Raw genomic sequence first — 16,253 nt, 5'->3', positions numbered from 1 at the left:
CTCTCTGCGAAAGTTGAGTTAAAAAGCCGACCTTGCGGTCGGCTTTTTTGCCGGTCCAGAGGGAGACGAGACAAGGCACTCGATCGAACCTTCGAGGACCTCTCCTTTTCCCAACCGCTAGCTTCTTCCCACTATATGAACGGGCGCTCCAGCGAGGAAGCGGGCGACGTTGTCCGCGGCGATGTCGAGCAGCCGCCTCCTCGCCTCCAGGGAGGCCCAGGCGATATGAGGCGTGACGATGCAATTGCGCGCCGAGAGAAGCGGATTGGAGACGCCGGGCGGCTCCGTCGACAGCACGTCCAGCGCGGCGCCGGCGATACGCCCTTCATTCAGGGCGCCGGCGAGGTCCGCTTCCGCGATCAGCCGGCCCCGCGCCGTGTTGACGAGGAACGCGGTCGGCTTCATCAGGGCGAGAGTGTCCCGGTTGATCAGGGACTCCGTCTCCGGCGTCAAAGGGCAGTGCAGGCTGACAACGTCGGATTCCCGCAGCAGCTCTTCCAGGGAGGTCCGGCGCACGATCGGCGCCAGTCCGCCCGCTTCGGCCGCTCCGCCGCGTTGGCCGCTTGCCGCTCCGCCCGCGACGCCTGTCGCATCGGCCCCGCCGGTCGCGACAGCCCCGTCGCCTGCTTCGCGCGCCGAGCCCTTCCTCGCGCCTCCCGGCCGCCCCGCCGCGAGAACGTTCATGCCGAACGCGCCGGCCAGCCGGGCGACCCGCTCCCCGATCCGCCCGAGCCCGACGATGCCGAGCGTCTTGCCCGCCAGCTCGGTCTGCGGCGCCCGCCAATAGCTGAAGTCCGGGCTGCGGCACCACTCTCCCCCGCGGACGGATTCCCCGTGCAGCCCGACGCGGTTGCACAGCTCCAGCAGCAGGGCGAACACGAACTGCGCCACCGAATCCGTCCCGTACGAAGGAACGTTGGTCACCGCGATTCCTCGCTTCGCCGCCGCGTCCGCGTCCACGACGTCGTAGCCGGTGGCGAGAACCCCGATATATTTTAACCCGGGCAACCGATCCAGATCGGCTTCGCGAATAGGCGTCTTGTTCGTGAGCAACAGCTCGGCCCCCAGGCTCCTCTCCACGACTCTCTCCCTCGGCGTCCGGTCGTACACGACGACGTCCCCGAGCTTCTCCAGCGCCTCCCAGCTCAAATCCCCGGGATTCAGCGTATGACCGTCCAACACGACGATTCTCATCAGACCTGCCACCTCCGGCCGCGATTGGTTACCCTCTTTGTTTATTTTCTTGATTATTTTTTTGGTTGTCTTCATCGTACCGGATCAGGCCTAAGCTCACAAGCTTTCGTGCGCCTCCGACCTGAATCCGGATAAAAAGGGGAACCTTTGCCCCTAACGCTTCGTCTATTTTCTAGAAGCCGCTAGCACGGGGGTGCACGGAATGCCCGGTCGAGTACGATCCGCTATCCTATGGACCGGCCTGTTGGCCGCCTTATGGGCGCTTGTCGGCTGCTCCGCGTCCAAGGACCCGGAGACGGAAGGAGCCGGCACCAACGTTCTCATTCGCTTCGGCAAGAGCGACTACGTGAGAGCGAACGAGTTCGTCCGGAGATTCGAGGAGGGGCGCGGGGATATCCTCTACATCGTGGCCCCTACGGTCGACAGCGGGCCGATTATTTACGATCTCGTCTCCGACGGCCGCAAAGTCGAGGTTCGAAGGGACGATACGAGGGACGCGCACGGCTCGTCGGCCGGGCAGACTACCTTCTCGTGCCAAGCGATCGGATGGACGTCCAAGGAGGGCCGTCCTTATCTAACCGTCTCCCAATGCGAGGGAGAAGCCGAAGAGCGGAGGCTGGCCAAGTTCGACAGATCGCAAAAATAACGAGACAGATAGAGAGAAAAGAGAGAAAGAGTGGACGGGGGGATTCCGCAATGAGACGACTCGCAACCGCTATACCGATCGCTATCTTAATTTGCCTCGCGCTGGCCGGCTGCCGGAGCATGACGATGGAGGAGGAGTTCCGCAAGACGTACCCGGACGACGGTTACGAGCTGGTGTACCACGAGCCGGTCGCGGACCGGGAGCTGGCCTTCTTCAAGGCGCCGGGACCGTCGGGCGGCGAGGGGTTGGGACTTGCGGTGTTCGAAGGAAGCTCGAGGGAAGGGTGGAAAATGACGCAATCCGGCTCCTTCCATTACCCCGGAGGCACCGTGGTCGACGTCGGCCGGGTCGATCTGGGGAAGGCCGGCAGCAAGGAGGTCGTCTACGGGTATACGGACGAGAAGGACGCGGCCTCCGTCGAATTGACCGACCGGGACGGGAGCGTCATCGAAGCCAAGCTCATCGACACCGGCTGGAGGAGAATCTGGTATGCCGTCACGACGATCGAGAGCTTGAACCTGAAGCTGCTGTCCGGGGATGGAACGGTTTTGTATCAGGTTCCATAGCCGGCGAAGACAAGTTTTCCTTTTCGAAATCCATAGCGCTGGAACCCAATATCGCCCTGTCGGACTGCCGTCCGACGGGGTTTTTGTCGTTTTGTGGAATTTTTAGGCCGTTGGTCCCTCTATTTGTTAAGAGATTTTTTAGTGGCGGTCCTTATAATAGGTCCGCTAGCCTATCGCAAAGGAGAGGGGCCATCGGCAATTGTTCAACCCGCTCGGAAGGTGTCGTATTTTGCCAGAACGAATCTATATCGAAAAGAGGGAAACGACTTGACCCACACGAGAAACGGCAAGTCCAGTCCGCGCAGGAAAATAGCGGCGTCGCTTGCCCTGATTCTGCTGCTCCAGCTCCTGCTGTCGGCGTTCGCGCCGGGGACAGGCCGGGTTCATGCCGAAGAAGCCGCTCCGGAAGCTTCGGCCGCGCCGGCGACGAAGTACATAACGTTTTTGTACAACGATTTTACCCAGTCGGCTTCCCGCTTGAAGTTTAACGGGTCCGCGAAGCCGGAAGGGACGGCTCTCCGTCTGACGCCGGCGAAGCCCGACCTGTTCGGCAGCGTCTTCAACAAGGAGCGCGTATGGCTGAAGGACAACGCGGGCTTCAGCACCTACTTCACGTTCCAGCTGACCGACCAGGGCCATCGGCCCGGCTTCGCCAACGGGGCGGACGGCATCGTGTTCACGCTGCAGACGCAATCGAACAGCGCGGGCGGAATCGGCAGCGGCATCGGCTACCAAGGCATTCAGCCGAGCATCGGCATCGAATTCGACACGTATCCGAACGGCGAATCGCCGATTAACGATCCGAACGACAACCACGTCGCGATCGACTTCAACGGCAGCGTCAACCACTCCGGTCCCGGCGCCGTGGCGGAGCCCGTCGATATCGACTTCAAGTCGGGCAATCCGGTGCATGCCTGGATCGACTACAAGGCCGATACCGGACGCATCGAGGTGTACCTGAGCGAGGACGCGACAAGACCCGCCCAGCCGGTCGTCAGCCAGGACGGCATCGACCTGATCGGCCTGCTGAAGAGCGACTACGTCTACGCGGGCTTCACCTCCGCGACGGGAAGCGCGTGGGAGAACCACGATATTACCCAGTGGTACTTCACGAACCGCTTCGATCCGATCGACGCGAGCTGCGGCTGCTACAAGGAAGCGCCGAGCCTGTTCAAGGCGAAGACGGACGTCGACGAGACGGCGGCGGATCCGGTATTCGACACCGAGCTCTCGCTGACGGACCTCGCGGGCGAGCCGGGTCCCGGCATCGACCTTATCTTAAGCGACGTCAACAACGCGACGTTCCTCGATCCGGACGCCGGGCTGACGCCGCTGGCCGAACCTCCGGCGCTTAAGACGGATGCGGAGGGCAAGGCCCATATCCTTTTCCGAATGACGGACCCCCAAGGCCCGCTTCCGAGCTTCCGCGCGAGGACGGAGTTCGGCGCCTACCAGGACATCCAGATTACGACCAAGCCGAAGACGGCGACCGGCGAGATGACGCCGATCTATTCGTCGGCCGGGGCGGACCAGCAGGCGGCGAGCGCCCAGGTTCAACTGATCGCTACCGGCGGGGAACCGGTCACCTCGTGGGGCGTCGAATACCGCGAGAAGAAGGAGGACGGCTCCGGCGACTGGACGACGGTGACGGGCAGTCCGGCGGTCATCGACGAGCCGAACCTGTATCCGGTCTCCTTGACCGGGCTGAAGGAAGATACCTACTACGAGGCGAGAGCGTTCGCTTCCAACCTGAACGGCACCGCGTACGGCGATCCGTCGACCTTCATCGTGCAGATGCCGATGGCTCCGGGGGACGTCAAGTATACCCGGGTCGGCCCGTCCAAAATCTATTACGAGGACGAGCGCTCGCTTCAGCTCGTCGGGGAAAACCTCAACATGCTGCTGAAGAAGGTGCCTCTCAGCGACTTGAAGGTGTCCGTGACGGGCAACCGCAAGACGTACGACGTTCCGCGAAGCCGCCTTCAGCTCGGCGGCCCGACTTCGCTCAAGATCGCGCTGCCGAACCAGGAGAACGGAGATCCGTTGCCTCTCGGGCAGTACTCTCTCTCGATCGGGCATGCATACTTCGGATCCAAAACGTTCGACAACGCGTTCGAGATTACGAACGACGCGTCTTACCGTTCGATCGACTACGATTCCGTCATCGTCGAGAACCATGCGCGGGTGCTGGAACGAGACCAAGTGGAGAGCATCGAGCTGCGCGGCCCGTTCGTCGAGCGCGCGACGGAACCGAACGTCTACTACTTGAGAGAACCGGGAGCGGTCATTACGCTCAACGACAACCTGCTGTTCAAGGGGACCGAGCTCGTGGTCGACAAGTCCGACCCGGATAACGAAGTCATCCGCGGCAAAGGGCGGTTCTTCGTCAACGGGACGAACGCGATTCCTCTGATGACTACCTTCACCGTTTACGAGGGAGAATTCGAGTTCGAGCCGGACGACTTCTCCTTCAAGGTGCCGCCGCTCGTCTCGAAGGCGTTCGACTACACCGGCATGAGCCTGCCGGTCAGCATCGAGTCGTTCACCTTCATCAAGGGCGGCATCCGGATTACGGGCGACGCCCAGGTGGAAGTCGGCGTCGGCAGCAAGGCCAAGATCGAGGGCAAGGCCGAAGTGGACGCCCTCGAATTCAAGAAGAACCGGTTCGACCTGGCCGCGAACTTCGCGATCGGAACCGAATTGAAGACCGGTCCGCTGGAATCCGGGGAAGTCCGGTTCGGCGTCGACACGCGCGTGCCGCAGCTCAGCGCGGGCGCTTCGGCCCTGCTGAAGAAGGCGAAGATCGGCTTCGACATCGATTTGACGATCAAGGCGAAGAAGCTGGACGCGATCAGCTTCGCGGTGCGCAAGGAGATGAAGCTCGGCTCGACCGGAGCCCAGCTGACCAAGATCGGCGGCGGCGTCTCCAACATGACGAGCCTGTCCGAAGCCCCGCTGACGTTCTCGGTGCTCGGCGGCTTGTCCGACTACATCACGCCGAAGATCGACAATACGTACATGGTGAACGGCAACGATCTTCGTATCGACCTGTCGGCCAACCACTTCGGCGCGTCCGGCAAGCTGGCCATCTACAAGATCAACGTGGCCAACGTCGACCTGTTCGTCGTGTTCAACCCGACGGGCTACCGCGGCTATAACCGGGCCGGCTTCGACCTGGGAGCCCAGATGAACGTCCTGGATATCGTCGTCGGCAGCCTCTCGGTGAAGTATTTCGAAGGCTCGTCGTTCTCGGGCTACGCGAAGTCGGCCATTCAGATCCCGCGCAGCGTGAAGCTGATCGGCGGCCAGAAGCTGTCCTCGGCCGAGGTGGGCGTCAACAGCACGCAGATGAAGGCGGCGCTGTCCATCATCGGCATCGGCTTCACGGTCAAGTACCCGTTCAAGACGAAGAGCTTCGATTGGGACGTCGATCTGAGCAGCACGGTCAAGAACGTCGCGAACGCGGTCGTCAACACCGGCAAGAAGATCATCAAGGCGGTGTCCAGCTGGTTCTGGTACGGCTCGCCGACGGATCTGGGCTCGATGAGCTTCGCGTACGATTCCGAGGCTTGGGCGCGCATCACGGGCGAGAAGCTGTTCGACGCCAGCGGCATGAACGCGTCCGGACGGGGAATCGTCGTTCCGGGCGAGCTGTCCGCGATCGTCATGGACAACAACCCGAAGGTCGCCAAGACGGCGGCGGGACGGATTCGCCATACGCTGACGGTGAGCGAGCCTTATTCGGCGATCGTCGCCCTGAGCGGCGCGACGAGCAAGGTCAAGCTGCTGAAGCCGAACGGCGCGGAATACGAGCTGCGCTACGCGGATTCCGGAGCGGCGTCGCCGAACGCCGTCTACGACGCGGCATCCGGCACGATCGTCATCGACGCTTCCCTGACGAAGGGCGATTGGATCGTCGAGAGCGACGCGAGCCTGACGGCGACGGCTTACAAGGTTCTGTACCGCAACGCGGCTTCGAGTCTGGCGCAGCTGGCCTCCAAGCTGAACGGGGCGGAGCCGAAGCCTCTTATTCCCGCGAGCTTCCCGGACCGCGGCCGCTATCTGGTCGAGATCGCCGGAGGAACGGCGGAGGGCGCTCTGCTGCAGGCGGACGGACGCGCGTATTCGCTGGAGTCGGGCGAAGGCGGCGCGGGCCGGAACTCCTTCTGGGATGCGGAGGACGGCAAGCTGTACATTCTGGCCGAAGTGCCCGCGGCCGGAGAGTGGTACGTCGACGCGGGGCTTGAAGCCAAAGCGAGCCTGTACCGCATGGCTCCCGACGTTACGCTGGACCGCGCGATCGAATGGCGCAACGGCTCCGAATTCGCGTCCGCGGTTCCGCTCGGAAGCATCGCCGGCAGCCAGGTATTGCTCGAGATCGACGGGGCGTCGGAAGCGACGAAGCTGTTCAAGCCGGACGGCACGGCGTATCCGTTCGACTTCGACAAGACGTCGGCCGGCTGGAACGCGACCTTCGACGCGGCGCACGGCGTCATCAGCGCCCTCATCAACGTGGACCAGGCGGGCACGTGGCTCGTGAAGAGCAACGGCTTCACGGACGTGTTCGGACTGACCTTGAACCAGAAAACGACGATGGCCGAGCTGAACGGAGCCGGAGTTACGTATACGTATTCGCTTAACGTCTACGAGAAGGGCAAGTACCTGTTCGACATCGCCGGAGGCGACGCGAACACCAAGATTTACGACGCGAACGGAAAGGAAGTCCCGATCGTCTCCGAGGAGAACAACCCGGCCCGGAACGCGATTCTGGATACGGAGAACCATTCGCTGATGGTCACCGTGGACGTGGCGAAGGCCGGAACGGTGAAGATCATGACGCTTGGCCGCGCGTCGATCCAGCAATACGAGCTGGCTCCGATTCCGACGGTCTCCGTTCTCTCGGCCGCCGCGAAGCCGGCCTTGAACAGCTACGAAGCGGCTTGGCAAGTCGACAACGCGAAGCCGGACACGAAGGTCAAGCTGATTATGGCGACGAGCGCGAGCGAGCCGATCGGCCAAGTGCTCGCGGAGGATCTGCCTGCCTCGGGCATCCGGACCGTCACGCTGCCGGCGGGCAACCTGCCGGGCGATTACTATCTCGCCCTCGTGGCGGACAGCGAATCGTACGGGCCGATCTTCAAGGTTCTCGCCGATCCGCTTAAGCTGAAGGCGGAGAAAATGCTGAAGACCCCGACGGGGCTGACGGCGACCGCGACGGGCAACGGCGAGATCACTCTCCGGTTCACGGATGCGGAGTACGGCCAAGCGACCGCCTACCGCGTGCTGCTGGCCGACGAGGAAGGCAACATCGATTATAACGGCACGTCCTTCGATTACGACGTGGACGCGAGCAAGGGAGCTTCCCAGCAATTCGCCGTCTCCGGCCTTGCGCCGGGCGAGACGTACCGCTTCGCCGTCATGTCGATGAACGCGAAGCTCGCGGAAGATCCCGCGACCGGCGAGACGAAGGTGGAGTCGCTGCTCGTCAGCGCGCCGACCGCGATCGCCAGCGTTCTGCTGCCGGTTCCGAATCCGGCCAAGCTGAGCCTGTCCGTCGATACCGGCGGCCAGACGGCCGTCGACCGCTCCTACTTGCCTTACTACGTGAAGGAAGCGGACCTTGAAGGATTAAGCGAAGAGCAGCGCCAAGCGCAGTACGAGACGCTGACGGTCACGGCGGCGGATCGCGTTCAGGTTCGCGTATCGAGCGACCAGCCGGCCAGCCTGAGGCTGACTCTGAACGGGACGGAGATCCAGCCCGTCGCCGGCGACGCTTCCCTGTTCGATCTGGGCGAGCTGCCCGAACGGGACTACGTCGTTGAGGTCGAAGCCGCGAACGCGGGCGGAGACCTCAGCGGCATCGTCCGGAGGCTTATCGTCGACCGCACGGCTCCTTACTTGTACTTGAAGTCGCCGGCGAACGGCGGCTTGATCGAGGGGGATCGCGCACGGCTCGAAGGAGTCAGCGAGAACGGCGTCGATCTGAAGGTGAACGGCGTGACCGTACCGGTCGACGCGACCGGGCACTTCGTCTACTACGCCCCGATCCCGGCCGACGGCATTCTGCCGCTTCACCTCGTTGCGACCGACATGATCGGCAACGTGACCGAGCATCGGCTCGAAGTGGTGAAGGGTCAAGCCGGCGAAGGCGAGAAGAGCGCCGATCTGGCCTCCTTCGCGACGGATGGCGGCGTGTTCGTCACTCCGTTCCTGACGGAGGAGACCGAATACGAGACGTCGATCGACGAGAGGTCGAAGCAGGTTCGCGTCTGGGCGGTTCCGGTCGATCCGGAAGCGACTGTCACGATTAACGGCAAGCCGACGGACGACAAGTTCTCCGCCCTCGTCGACGTCTCGGACGGCGCGGTCGTTCAAGCGGTCGTCCGGGCGCCGGACCGGACCGAGAAGACGTACGCGCTGCGGATCGGAACGGAATCCGGGCTGGCCGCGCTCCGCTCCCTGGAGCTGAGCGGCTGGACCGCTTCGGGCGAGAAGGCGTCCGAGGCGCCGGTTCTGAGCCCGGCCTTCAGCAGCACGAGACTGGCTTACGAAGCGGAAGTCGGCAGCGAGACCGCAGCGGTGAGCTTGACGCCGGCCGCGGCGGCGGCCGGATCGCTCGTCCGCGTGAACGGAGAGCTCGCGGCCAGCGGCGCCGAAGGTACCCGCATCGCCCTGAGCGCGGGAAGCAACACGATCAAAGTGGAAGTGCTGTCTCCGGACGAAGCGAAGAAGGAGTCGCCGGATTGGACCGCCGCCAAGACGTACGAGATCCGGATCGATCGCCGGGCCAGCGGCGATTCGCAGCTCGGCAGCCTCGACCTCGAAGGAATCGCGCTGACGCCGGGAACGTTCGACGGCTCCGTGGCCGAATACTCCGCTCGGGTCGCTTCCGGCGTCTCCTCCGCGACGCTGAGCTTCCAGGCCGCGGATCCGGCGGCGGCCGTAGAGCTGAACGGAGTCGCCAAGGGAGCCTCCGCATCGGAGACGGTCCAACTGGCGGAAGGCGCCAACGTCTTCAAGCTGAAGGTCGTCGCCGCGGACGGCTCGTCGCAGACGTATACGCTTAGCGTGTACCGAGACAAGCCGATTGCCGAGGCGCTGACCTTGAGCGAGCTGTCGCTCGACAAGATCGGCCTGACGAAGCCGTTCTCGCCATGGACCCGCAACTACGACGCGGAGAAGAACACCAAGAGCTCCGCCGCGAAGGTGACGGCGAAGCCGGCCGTCGCCGGGACGACCGTGAAGGTGAACGGCAAGCCGGTCGGCGAGGACGGCACCGCGACGGTCAACCTGAACATGGGCGTCAACGCGATCCTGATCCAGCTGGAATCCGCCGATCGCACGGCGGCGAACACGTACTCGATCGCCATCGTCCGCAGCTTCGAAGGCGGAGGCGAGGCGACGCCGACTCCGGCTCCGTCCGAGCCGGGAACGACGGAGACTCCGTCCCCGGCGTTCAGCGTCGGCGTCAACGACAGCACCAACGAGAAGGCGGCCGTCGCCGCCGCGACGAAGGAGAACGGCAGAGATATTCTGCGCGTCACCTTCGTGAAGGACGAGCTGCTGAAGGCGCTGGAAGCGGAAGGGACGAACCCGGTCATTACGGTGAACGCGGGGGCGTCCGCCGACGAAGTCGTCGGAGTGCTCACGGCCGATCTCGTCAAGAAAATGCAGGAGAAGGACGCGATCCTGTACTTGAACGCGGGCAACGCGACGTACACGCTGCCGACGGCCGCGCTTGACATCGGCCAGATCGCCGAAGCGTTCGGCGCGAACGTCGCTCTCGGCGAGGTGAAGGTCGAAGTGAAGGCGGCGCTCGCGACCGACGCCGAGCTGGCGGCGATCCGCGGCCAGGCCGGCAAGACGGGAGCGGAAGTGGTCGGCACGCCGACGGCCTTCCGCGTGACGTACGGGCACGGCGGCAAGACCGTCGAGGCGGGACGCTTCGACCGGTACGTCGAGAGAGCCGTCGTTCTGCCGGACAACGCAGGTCCGGAGGCGATCACGACGGGCGTCCGCGTCCAGGCGGACGGAACGCTGTACCACGTCCCGACCTACGTGAAGCAAGCAGGCGGCAAGTATTACGCCGTCATGCGCAGCTACACGAACAGCTTGTACGCGGTAATCAAGAACGAGAGCACGTTCAAGGACATCCAGGGCAAGTGGTCGCAATCGGCGATCGAAGACCTGGCATCCCGTCTCGTCGTGAACGGGAAGTCGGGAGGACGCTTCGACCCGAACGGCAACGTCACCCGCGCCGAATTCGCGTCGATGGCCGTGCGCGCCCTCGGCTTGGCGCCGCAAGCCGGCGCGACGGGGTACTCCGACGTGAAGGCGACCGACTGGTTCGCGCCTTACGTCGCCGCGGCGAAGAGCTACGGCCTCGTCACCGGCTACGCGGACGGAACGTTCGGCCCTGGCAAGACGATTACCCGCGCGGAAGCGGTCGCGATTGTGGGCAAGGCGTGGACGATCGCGGGCAAGACGGGCGTCGCCAAGGAAGAAGCGGCTGCGGCGCTCGAAGGCGTCTCGGACGCCGCCGACATTCCGGCGTGGGCCCGGGAGTCGTTCGGCTCCGCCGTTCGCCTCGGCCTCCTCTCCGGCTACGCGGACGGAAGCGTCAAGCCGCTCCGCACCTTGACCCGCGAAGAGACGGCGGCGATGCTGCGCAACCTGCTCATCCAATCGGGTTTGATTCAGCCTTAAGCTAAGATAGAAGCTTCATGCGGTTCGTTTGCTCCCTCTTCCCGTCTTCGGACGGGGGAGGGAGTTTTTTTGTACGGGGACGGCGCAAGCTCTAACAAATCCAGGAGACGCTAATTGGCGCCAAAAGCCGCTTTTGAAAATGTAACGAATCCACGCGGCCTTATTTGAAGCCAGCGAGGCCTAAAACAGGCTTCCGGAGCGAAATAGCATCTCTACGATTCGTTAGAAACCAAAAATCCTACATTTCGACGAAATAGCGTCTCCTGGATCCCTTAGCCGCTTAGCCAGCTGGGCTCGACGGTCCGGCCACTCCGTCTGGCTGACTTGGCAGGCTGGGTTCGTTGGCTTGGTCATCATGCGTTTGCAATGCAGACATTCAAAGTTTTTTCGCAAAGGGGATTGTCAAAACTAATGACATTAGTTATTATAAAACTAACGAGATTAGTTTTTATAAAAAGGAGCGGTTCAAATGAGGATCCTTCGCGAGCAGACGGTGTACCAGCTGACGTTTCTCCCCCGGTTTTTCCCGGTCAATGCGTATTTGGTCGAAGAAGAGGACAGCCTGACGGTGATCGACGCCGGATTGCCTTACAGCGTGAAGGGGATCCTGGCGGCCGCCCGGCGCATCGGCAAGCCGATCGCGCGGATCGTGCTCACTCACGCCCACGGCGACCACATCGGCGCGCTGGATGCGCTGAAGCAGGCGCTGCCCGAAGCCCGGGTCTTCATCTCGGAGCGGGATGCCCGACTGCTCGGCGGCGACGTCTCCCTCGACGAGAACGAGCCGTCCACGCCGATTCGCGGCGGCGTCCCGAAGCCCGGCGCGGTCCGGACGAAGCCCGATGTCCTGCTGCGGGACGGAGATCGCGTCGGTTCCTTGCTCGCGGTGGCGACCCCGGGGCATACGCCCGGCTCGATGTCGTTCCTCGATACCCGCAACCGGGCGCTTATCGCGGGGGACGCGATGCAGACCCGCGGCGGAGTCGCGGTCTCCGGCCAAGTGAAGCCGTGGTTCCCGTTCCCGGCGATGGCGACCTGGAACAAGCAGGCGGCTCTGGACAGCGTCCGCAAGCTCAAGGAGCTGCGGCCTTCCTTGCTCGCGGTAGGGCACGGCCGCATGCTGAAGAACCCCGCCCAAGCCATCGAACGCGCTATCGCGGAAGCGGAGCGTCATTTTACCGAGAAAAGGAGCGAACCCACCCATGCCTCGAATCGGTCTTGATCTTCCTACCTTGCTGCAGACGGCGACGGACATCGCCGACGAGTCGGGGCTCGAATCGGTCACGCTCGCTTCGGTCGCCCAGAAGCTGCAGATCCGCTCCCCGTCGCTGTACAACCACGTGAACGGCCTGCCCGATCTGAGGCGCCATCTCGCCTTCCGCGGCCTCGCGCTGCTGAAGGAGCGCTTCGAGCGCGCCTTGGAGGGGAAGGACGGCGATGACGCGGTTCGCGCGTTCAGCCAGGCTTACCTGGGCTTCGCGCGCGAGCATCCGGGCCTGTACGAAGCGGTCCAGAGGGCGCCGGAACCGGATGACGACGCCTTGAAGCAAGCGATGGGCGAGATCGTCGGCTATGCCGTAAGGGCGCTCGAAGGCTACGGGCTTCGGGGAGACCCCGCTATCCACGCCGTTCGCGCGATCCGCAGCCTTCTTCACGGGTTCGCCTCCTTGGAGAGGCAGGGCGGCTTCGGGATGCCTCTGGATTTGGACGTTACTTTTCGGCTTATGGTGGAGACCTTTCTCGCTGGAGTTAAGGCCATGAAGGACGGGGGAGGAGAGCAGGGATGAGCTTTATCGTCTTCGTGCTGCTGTTCGCCGGAGGGTTAGGTTGGCTGGATGCCCGGGTTCGCCGCCGCGGGTCGATATAAGGGGAGGAGTGAGAGGATTATGTTCGCAGGCCATTTCGGACTTGCCGCGGCCGTCAAGGCGCGGACGCCCCAGATTCCCATGTGGGCGCTGATGCTGGCAACCCAACTGCTGGATGTGTTGTTCGTACCGTTCTTGCTGACGGAGACGGAGACCATCGTTCCTGTCGAGGGAGCGAATTCTTATGGAGGCAGCGTCATCCATGCCGATTATACGCATTCCTTGGTCGGCGCCCTGCTCATCGCGGCTGCGGCCGGCTGGCTGGCTTCCCGCCGATGGGGACGCAAGGGCGGCTGGACGATCGGAGCGGTGGTCATGAGCCACTGGGTTCTCGATCTGCTCGTGCACCGACCGGATATGCCGATCCTGCCCGGCAACGCCGGCGGCCTGCCGCTGCTTGGGCTCGGCCTGTGGCGCTGGCCGGCCGTCAGCCTGGCGATGGAGCTCGCGCTGATCGTACTCGGCGCGGTGCTGTACGTTCGCTCGCTGCCCAAGAGCCGAAGTCGCCCGGCGGTTCCGCTGCTTAAGCGCGGCAACCTATGGGCCGGCTTGGCTATGGCTGCATTGCTCGCCGCCTCGCTCGCGTCGGACGTCCTCGGCGTATGATCGGAAGCTCGGCCAAGAACGGCCAAGAGAGTAACTGAATAATTCACAATCCCGCCAATCGACGAAGGAGCGCCCAAGAGAGGTACTGGATTACTCACATTCCCGATAATCGACGAAGTAACGCCCAAGAGAGGTACTGAATTACTCACATTCCCCACATACGCGGCGGTTCGCTTGACGGAGAGGCCTCCGAGCGGTATGATGCTTACAAAAAGTAACTGACCTGCTCCGCGGTTGACGACAGTCCGGCGGATGATGGGGCAGCATAAGGAGGCCATGACAGAATGGCGAGCATTCATCCCGCGGCCGAGATCGGCGCCGTTCGTCTCAAGGTAAGCGACCTGCAGCGTTCCCTAGCCTTCTATCGGGAGGTTATCGGGTTCAAGTTCATTAAGGAGATGGGGAATCGGGCGGAGCTGTCGGCAAGCGAAGGGAGGCCGCTGCTCGAGCTTGAGGAGATTCCGGGCGCAGCGGCGCTGGACCGGCGCCGGACCGCGGGGTTGTATCACTTCGCCATCCTGCTCCCGAGCCGGAAGTCGCTCGGCTTGTCCGTCCGCAACCTGATCCGGCACGGCGTCTACTTCGGCCAAGGGGACCATTGGGTGAGCGAGGCGATCTACCTGAACGATCCGGACGGCAACGGGATCGAGCTGTACGCGGACCGGCCCCGCGATCAATGGGAATACGATGCCCGAGGCGGAGTGAAGATGGGGACGGATCCGGTCGACGTGGAAGGGCTGCTCGAGCTCGCGGGCGACGATCCGTGGAGCGGGATGCCGTCCGGCACGAAGGTCGGGCACATTCATCTTCACGTCTCCGATCTTGCGGCGAGCCGCGTCTTCTATTGCGACGTCCTGGGCTTCGATTTGATGGCGAACCTGGGCGACTCCGCGTTATTCGTCTCCGCGGGCGGTTATCACCACCATGTCGGGCTGAACATCTGGGCGGGCGTCGGCGCCCCTCCGGCTCCGGAGTCCGCGCCCGGGCTGCGCAACTACGAAGTGCTCGTCCCGGACCGGGCCGCGCTGGACGAGGTTCGGTCGCGGCTCGCCGGCGCGGACGTTCCCTTCGTCGAGACGCGCGAAGGCAGCCAGCTCGAGGCATTGGACCCTTCGCGCAACGCCGTCGTCGTTCGGGTTCGCTCCTGACCTGCGTTCGCCGCAACGAACCGCCGGTCTCTAAACGGCAGCCTGCTCCCGCTTATTCCGGCGGGAACTTCCCCTCGTCCGCTTCGGCCTGCAGGTTCCGCAGCGCGGCTTCGACCGGGATGCTGCGCTCGACGGCCAGACGGAACGCCTTGTCCGCCTCTTCCCGCAAGGATACGGGAAGAGGCTTCTCGTCGACGGGCGGCAGAGGGGGCCGGTCCGCGACCGCTTCGACGATCCGGCTAACCCGATCCGTTCCGAGAGCGGATGCCGCCCGCAGGGAAGGGAACCCGAAGGCTGCGTCCGCCCTGTCCTCCTCCGCCCGCCTATCCGCCTCGTCTTCCAGCAGGAAGGTCAACGCCTCCCAAGCCGCGTCCGGTTGGGCGGATGATCGGGGAATCGACAGGAAGCCGTCCGGGACGATCCGGCTCGACCGGCCCGGGGAACGGAAGTCGGACGGCAGGGGAAGGACCGTCCAGTCGAGTTCTCCGTCGGCGCTCTTCAGTTGCTCCAACTCCTTGAAGCCGACGATGGCCATCGCGTATTCCCCATTCACAAAAGAAGAGAAATCCCCTTCGCCCCCGACCCGGACCGAGCCGGAGAGCAGGCCGCGAGCGGCCAGACGCCACAATCGGCGCCAGGCCGGCGTATCGAGCTCGTAGGAACCGTCCTCCTCGTCTCGCAGGCTTAAGCCGATGGAGCCGCCCATCCCTCGTATCCAATCGAACGGACCCTCGTAAGGAGTCAGCAATCCCCGGTCGAATCGCCGCGCCAGCATGACGAGATCGGTCCAGCCGTCGAACCGATCGGGCACGCGAATGCCGTTCTCCTCGAACGTCCGGCGGTTGACGGCGACGGCTTCCCCGTAGAAGCTGGGGATCAAGCCGCCGGTCGGACCGTTTCCGTACAGAGCCGAGAGCTCGAGCAGGTTCGGCCGGAAGGAGGCTTCGAGTTCGGGATCCGCTTCCAGCCGAGGTTCCAGGTCGAGCAGCAGCCCCCGGTCTGCGGCCTTCCGGAACGAGGCCGGCGGAAGATAGATCAGATCGACCGGATGCTTCCGAAGCCAGCCGGCGGGATCCGGTTCCCGGCCGGAGAGAAGCCCGCCGGACGGCACGATCTCGATCGTCCATTCGGGGAATTCCCGGCTCAACCGGTCTGCGTATCTTCGTTCAAAGTCCTGCGCGGACGAATATCCGATGCGAAGCGTAAGCGGCTCCTTCCCGATCCGGGAATCGGAGGACCGACAGCCGGCAGGCACAACCAGCGGCAGCATAAGGAAGAGCGGAGCGACCGCCCGGAAGAGGCGTTTGACATTCATCGAATGGACTCCTTTGGCGGGCACCGGCGAGACGCGAGACAAAAAAGCAACCCCGCATCACGTTGGGACGTGTGACGAGGTTGCGCCCGTACCGGATGATAACCTTGGCTAATCTGTTAACGATTAACATCATAAGATAAGGTTATCGATTTGTCTATGCGACCATTTTCCTTAAACTACCTTATTTCTGCGACATATTCCTGAATC

Annotated in this window: 9 protein-coding genes; 7 read left to right on the top strand and 2 right to left on the bottom strand. The window is 63.5% G+C overall.

The features are described 5' to 3' along the window. Nucleotides 1-117: 117 nt before the first annotated feature. The gene (locus H7B90_RS24755; protein ID WP_185138571.1) at nt 118-1,194 is read right to left on the bottom strand and encodes a D-2-hydroxyacid dehydrogenase; all 1,077 of its coding nucleotides are present in this window, start codon (nt 1,192-1,194) and stop codon (nt 118-120) included. Between the two features lie 202 nt (nt 1,195-1,396). Here H7B90_RS24755 and H7B90_RS24750 point away from each other — a divergent pair, with 202 nt between their 5' ends. The 7 genes from H7B90_RS24750 (at nt 1,397) to H7B90_RS24720 (ending at nt 14,731) form a co-directional block, all read left to right on the top strand. Beyond that, nucleotides 1,397-1,840 carry a DUF4362 domain-containing protein gene (locus H7B90_RS24750; RefSeq protein ID WP_185138570.1) on the top strand — a complete coding sequence of 148 codons (444 nt, stop codon included), beginning with the start codon at nt 1,397-1,399 and terminating at the stop codon, nt 1,838-1,840. A 50-nt stretch (nt 1,841-1,890) separates the two neighbouring features. Further along, nucleotides 1,891-2,406: a hypothetical protein gene (locus H7B90_RS24745; protein WP_185138569.1), complete on the top strand. Its 516-nt coding sequence runs from the start codon at nt 1,891-1,893 to the stop codon at nt 2,404-2,406. Between the two features lie 267 nt (nt 2,407-2,673). Then, complete coding sequence (locus tag H7B90_RS24740; protein ID WP_185138568.1) at nt 2,674-11,112, top strand: cadherin-like beta sandwich domain-containing protein; 8,439 nt, start codon at nt 2,674-2,676, stop codon at nt 11,110-11,112. Between the two features lie 469 nt (nt 11,113-11,581). After that, complete coding sequence (locus tag H7B90_RS24735; protein WP_185138567.1) at nt 11,582-12,334, top strand: MBL fold metallo-hydrolase; 753 nt, start codon at nt 11,582-11,584, stop codon at nt 12,332-12,334. Continuing rightward, nucleotides 12,315-12,899: a TetR-like C-terminal domain-containing protein gene (locus tag H7B90_RS24730; RefSeq protein WP_185138566.1), complete on the top strand. Its 585-nt coding sequence runs from the start codon at nt 12,315-12,317 to the stop codon at nt 12,897-12,899. Before H7B90_RS24735 ends, H7B90_RS24730 begins: the two co-directional genes overlap by 20 nt. Nucleotides 12,900-12,998: 99 nt before the next feature. Continuing rightward, on the top strand, nt 12,999-13,583 hold the full coding sequence (locus H7B90_RS24725; RefSeq protein ID WP_185138565.1) for a permease: 585 nt from the start codon (nt 12,999-13,001) through the stop codon (nt 13,581-13,583). 284 nt (nt 13,584-13,867) lie between these two features. Next, nucleotides 13,868-14,731, top strand: a complete 864-nt coding sequence (locus H7B90_RS24720; protein ID WP_185138564.1) for a VOC family protein — start codon at nt 13,868-13,870, stop codon at nt 14,729-14,731. Between the two features lie 52 nt (nt 14,732-14,783). Here the strand turns inward: H7B90_RS24720 and H7B90_RS24715 are convergent, their stop codons facing one another. After that, nucleotides 14,784-16,046 carry an ABC transporter substrate-binding protein gene (locus tag H7B90_RS24715; protein ID WP_185138563.1) on the bottom strand — a complete coding sequence of 421 codons (1,263 nt, stop codon included), beginning with the start codon at nt 16,044-16,046 and terminating at the stop codon, nt 14,784-14,786. Nucleotides 16,047-16,253 lie beyond the last annotated feature (207 nt).

This window comes from Cohnella xylanilytica, assembly GCF_014212175.1.
Classification (GTDB): domain Bacteria; phylum Bacillota; class Bacilli; order Paenibacillales; family Paenibacillaceae; genus Cohnella; species Cohnella xylanilytica.
The sequence above is the reverse complement of the archived record's forward strand: the minus strand, read 5'-3'. Positions and strand labels throughout refer to the sequence as shown.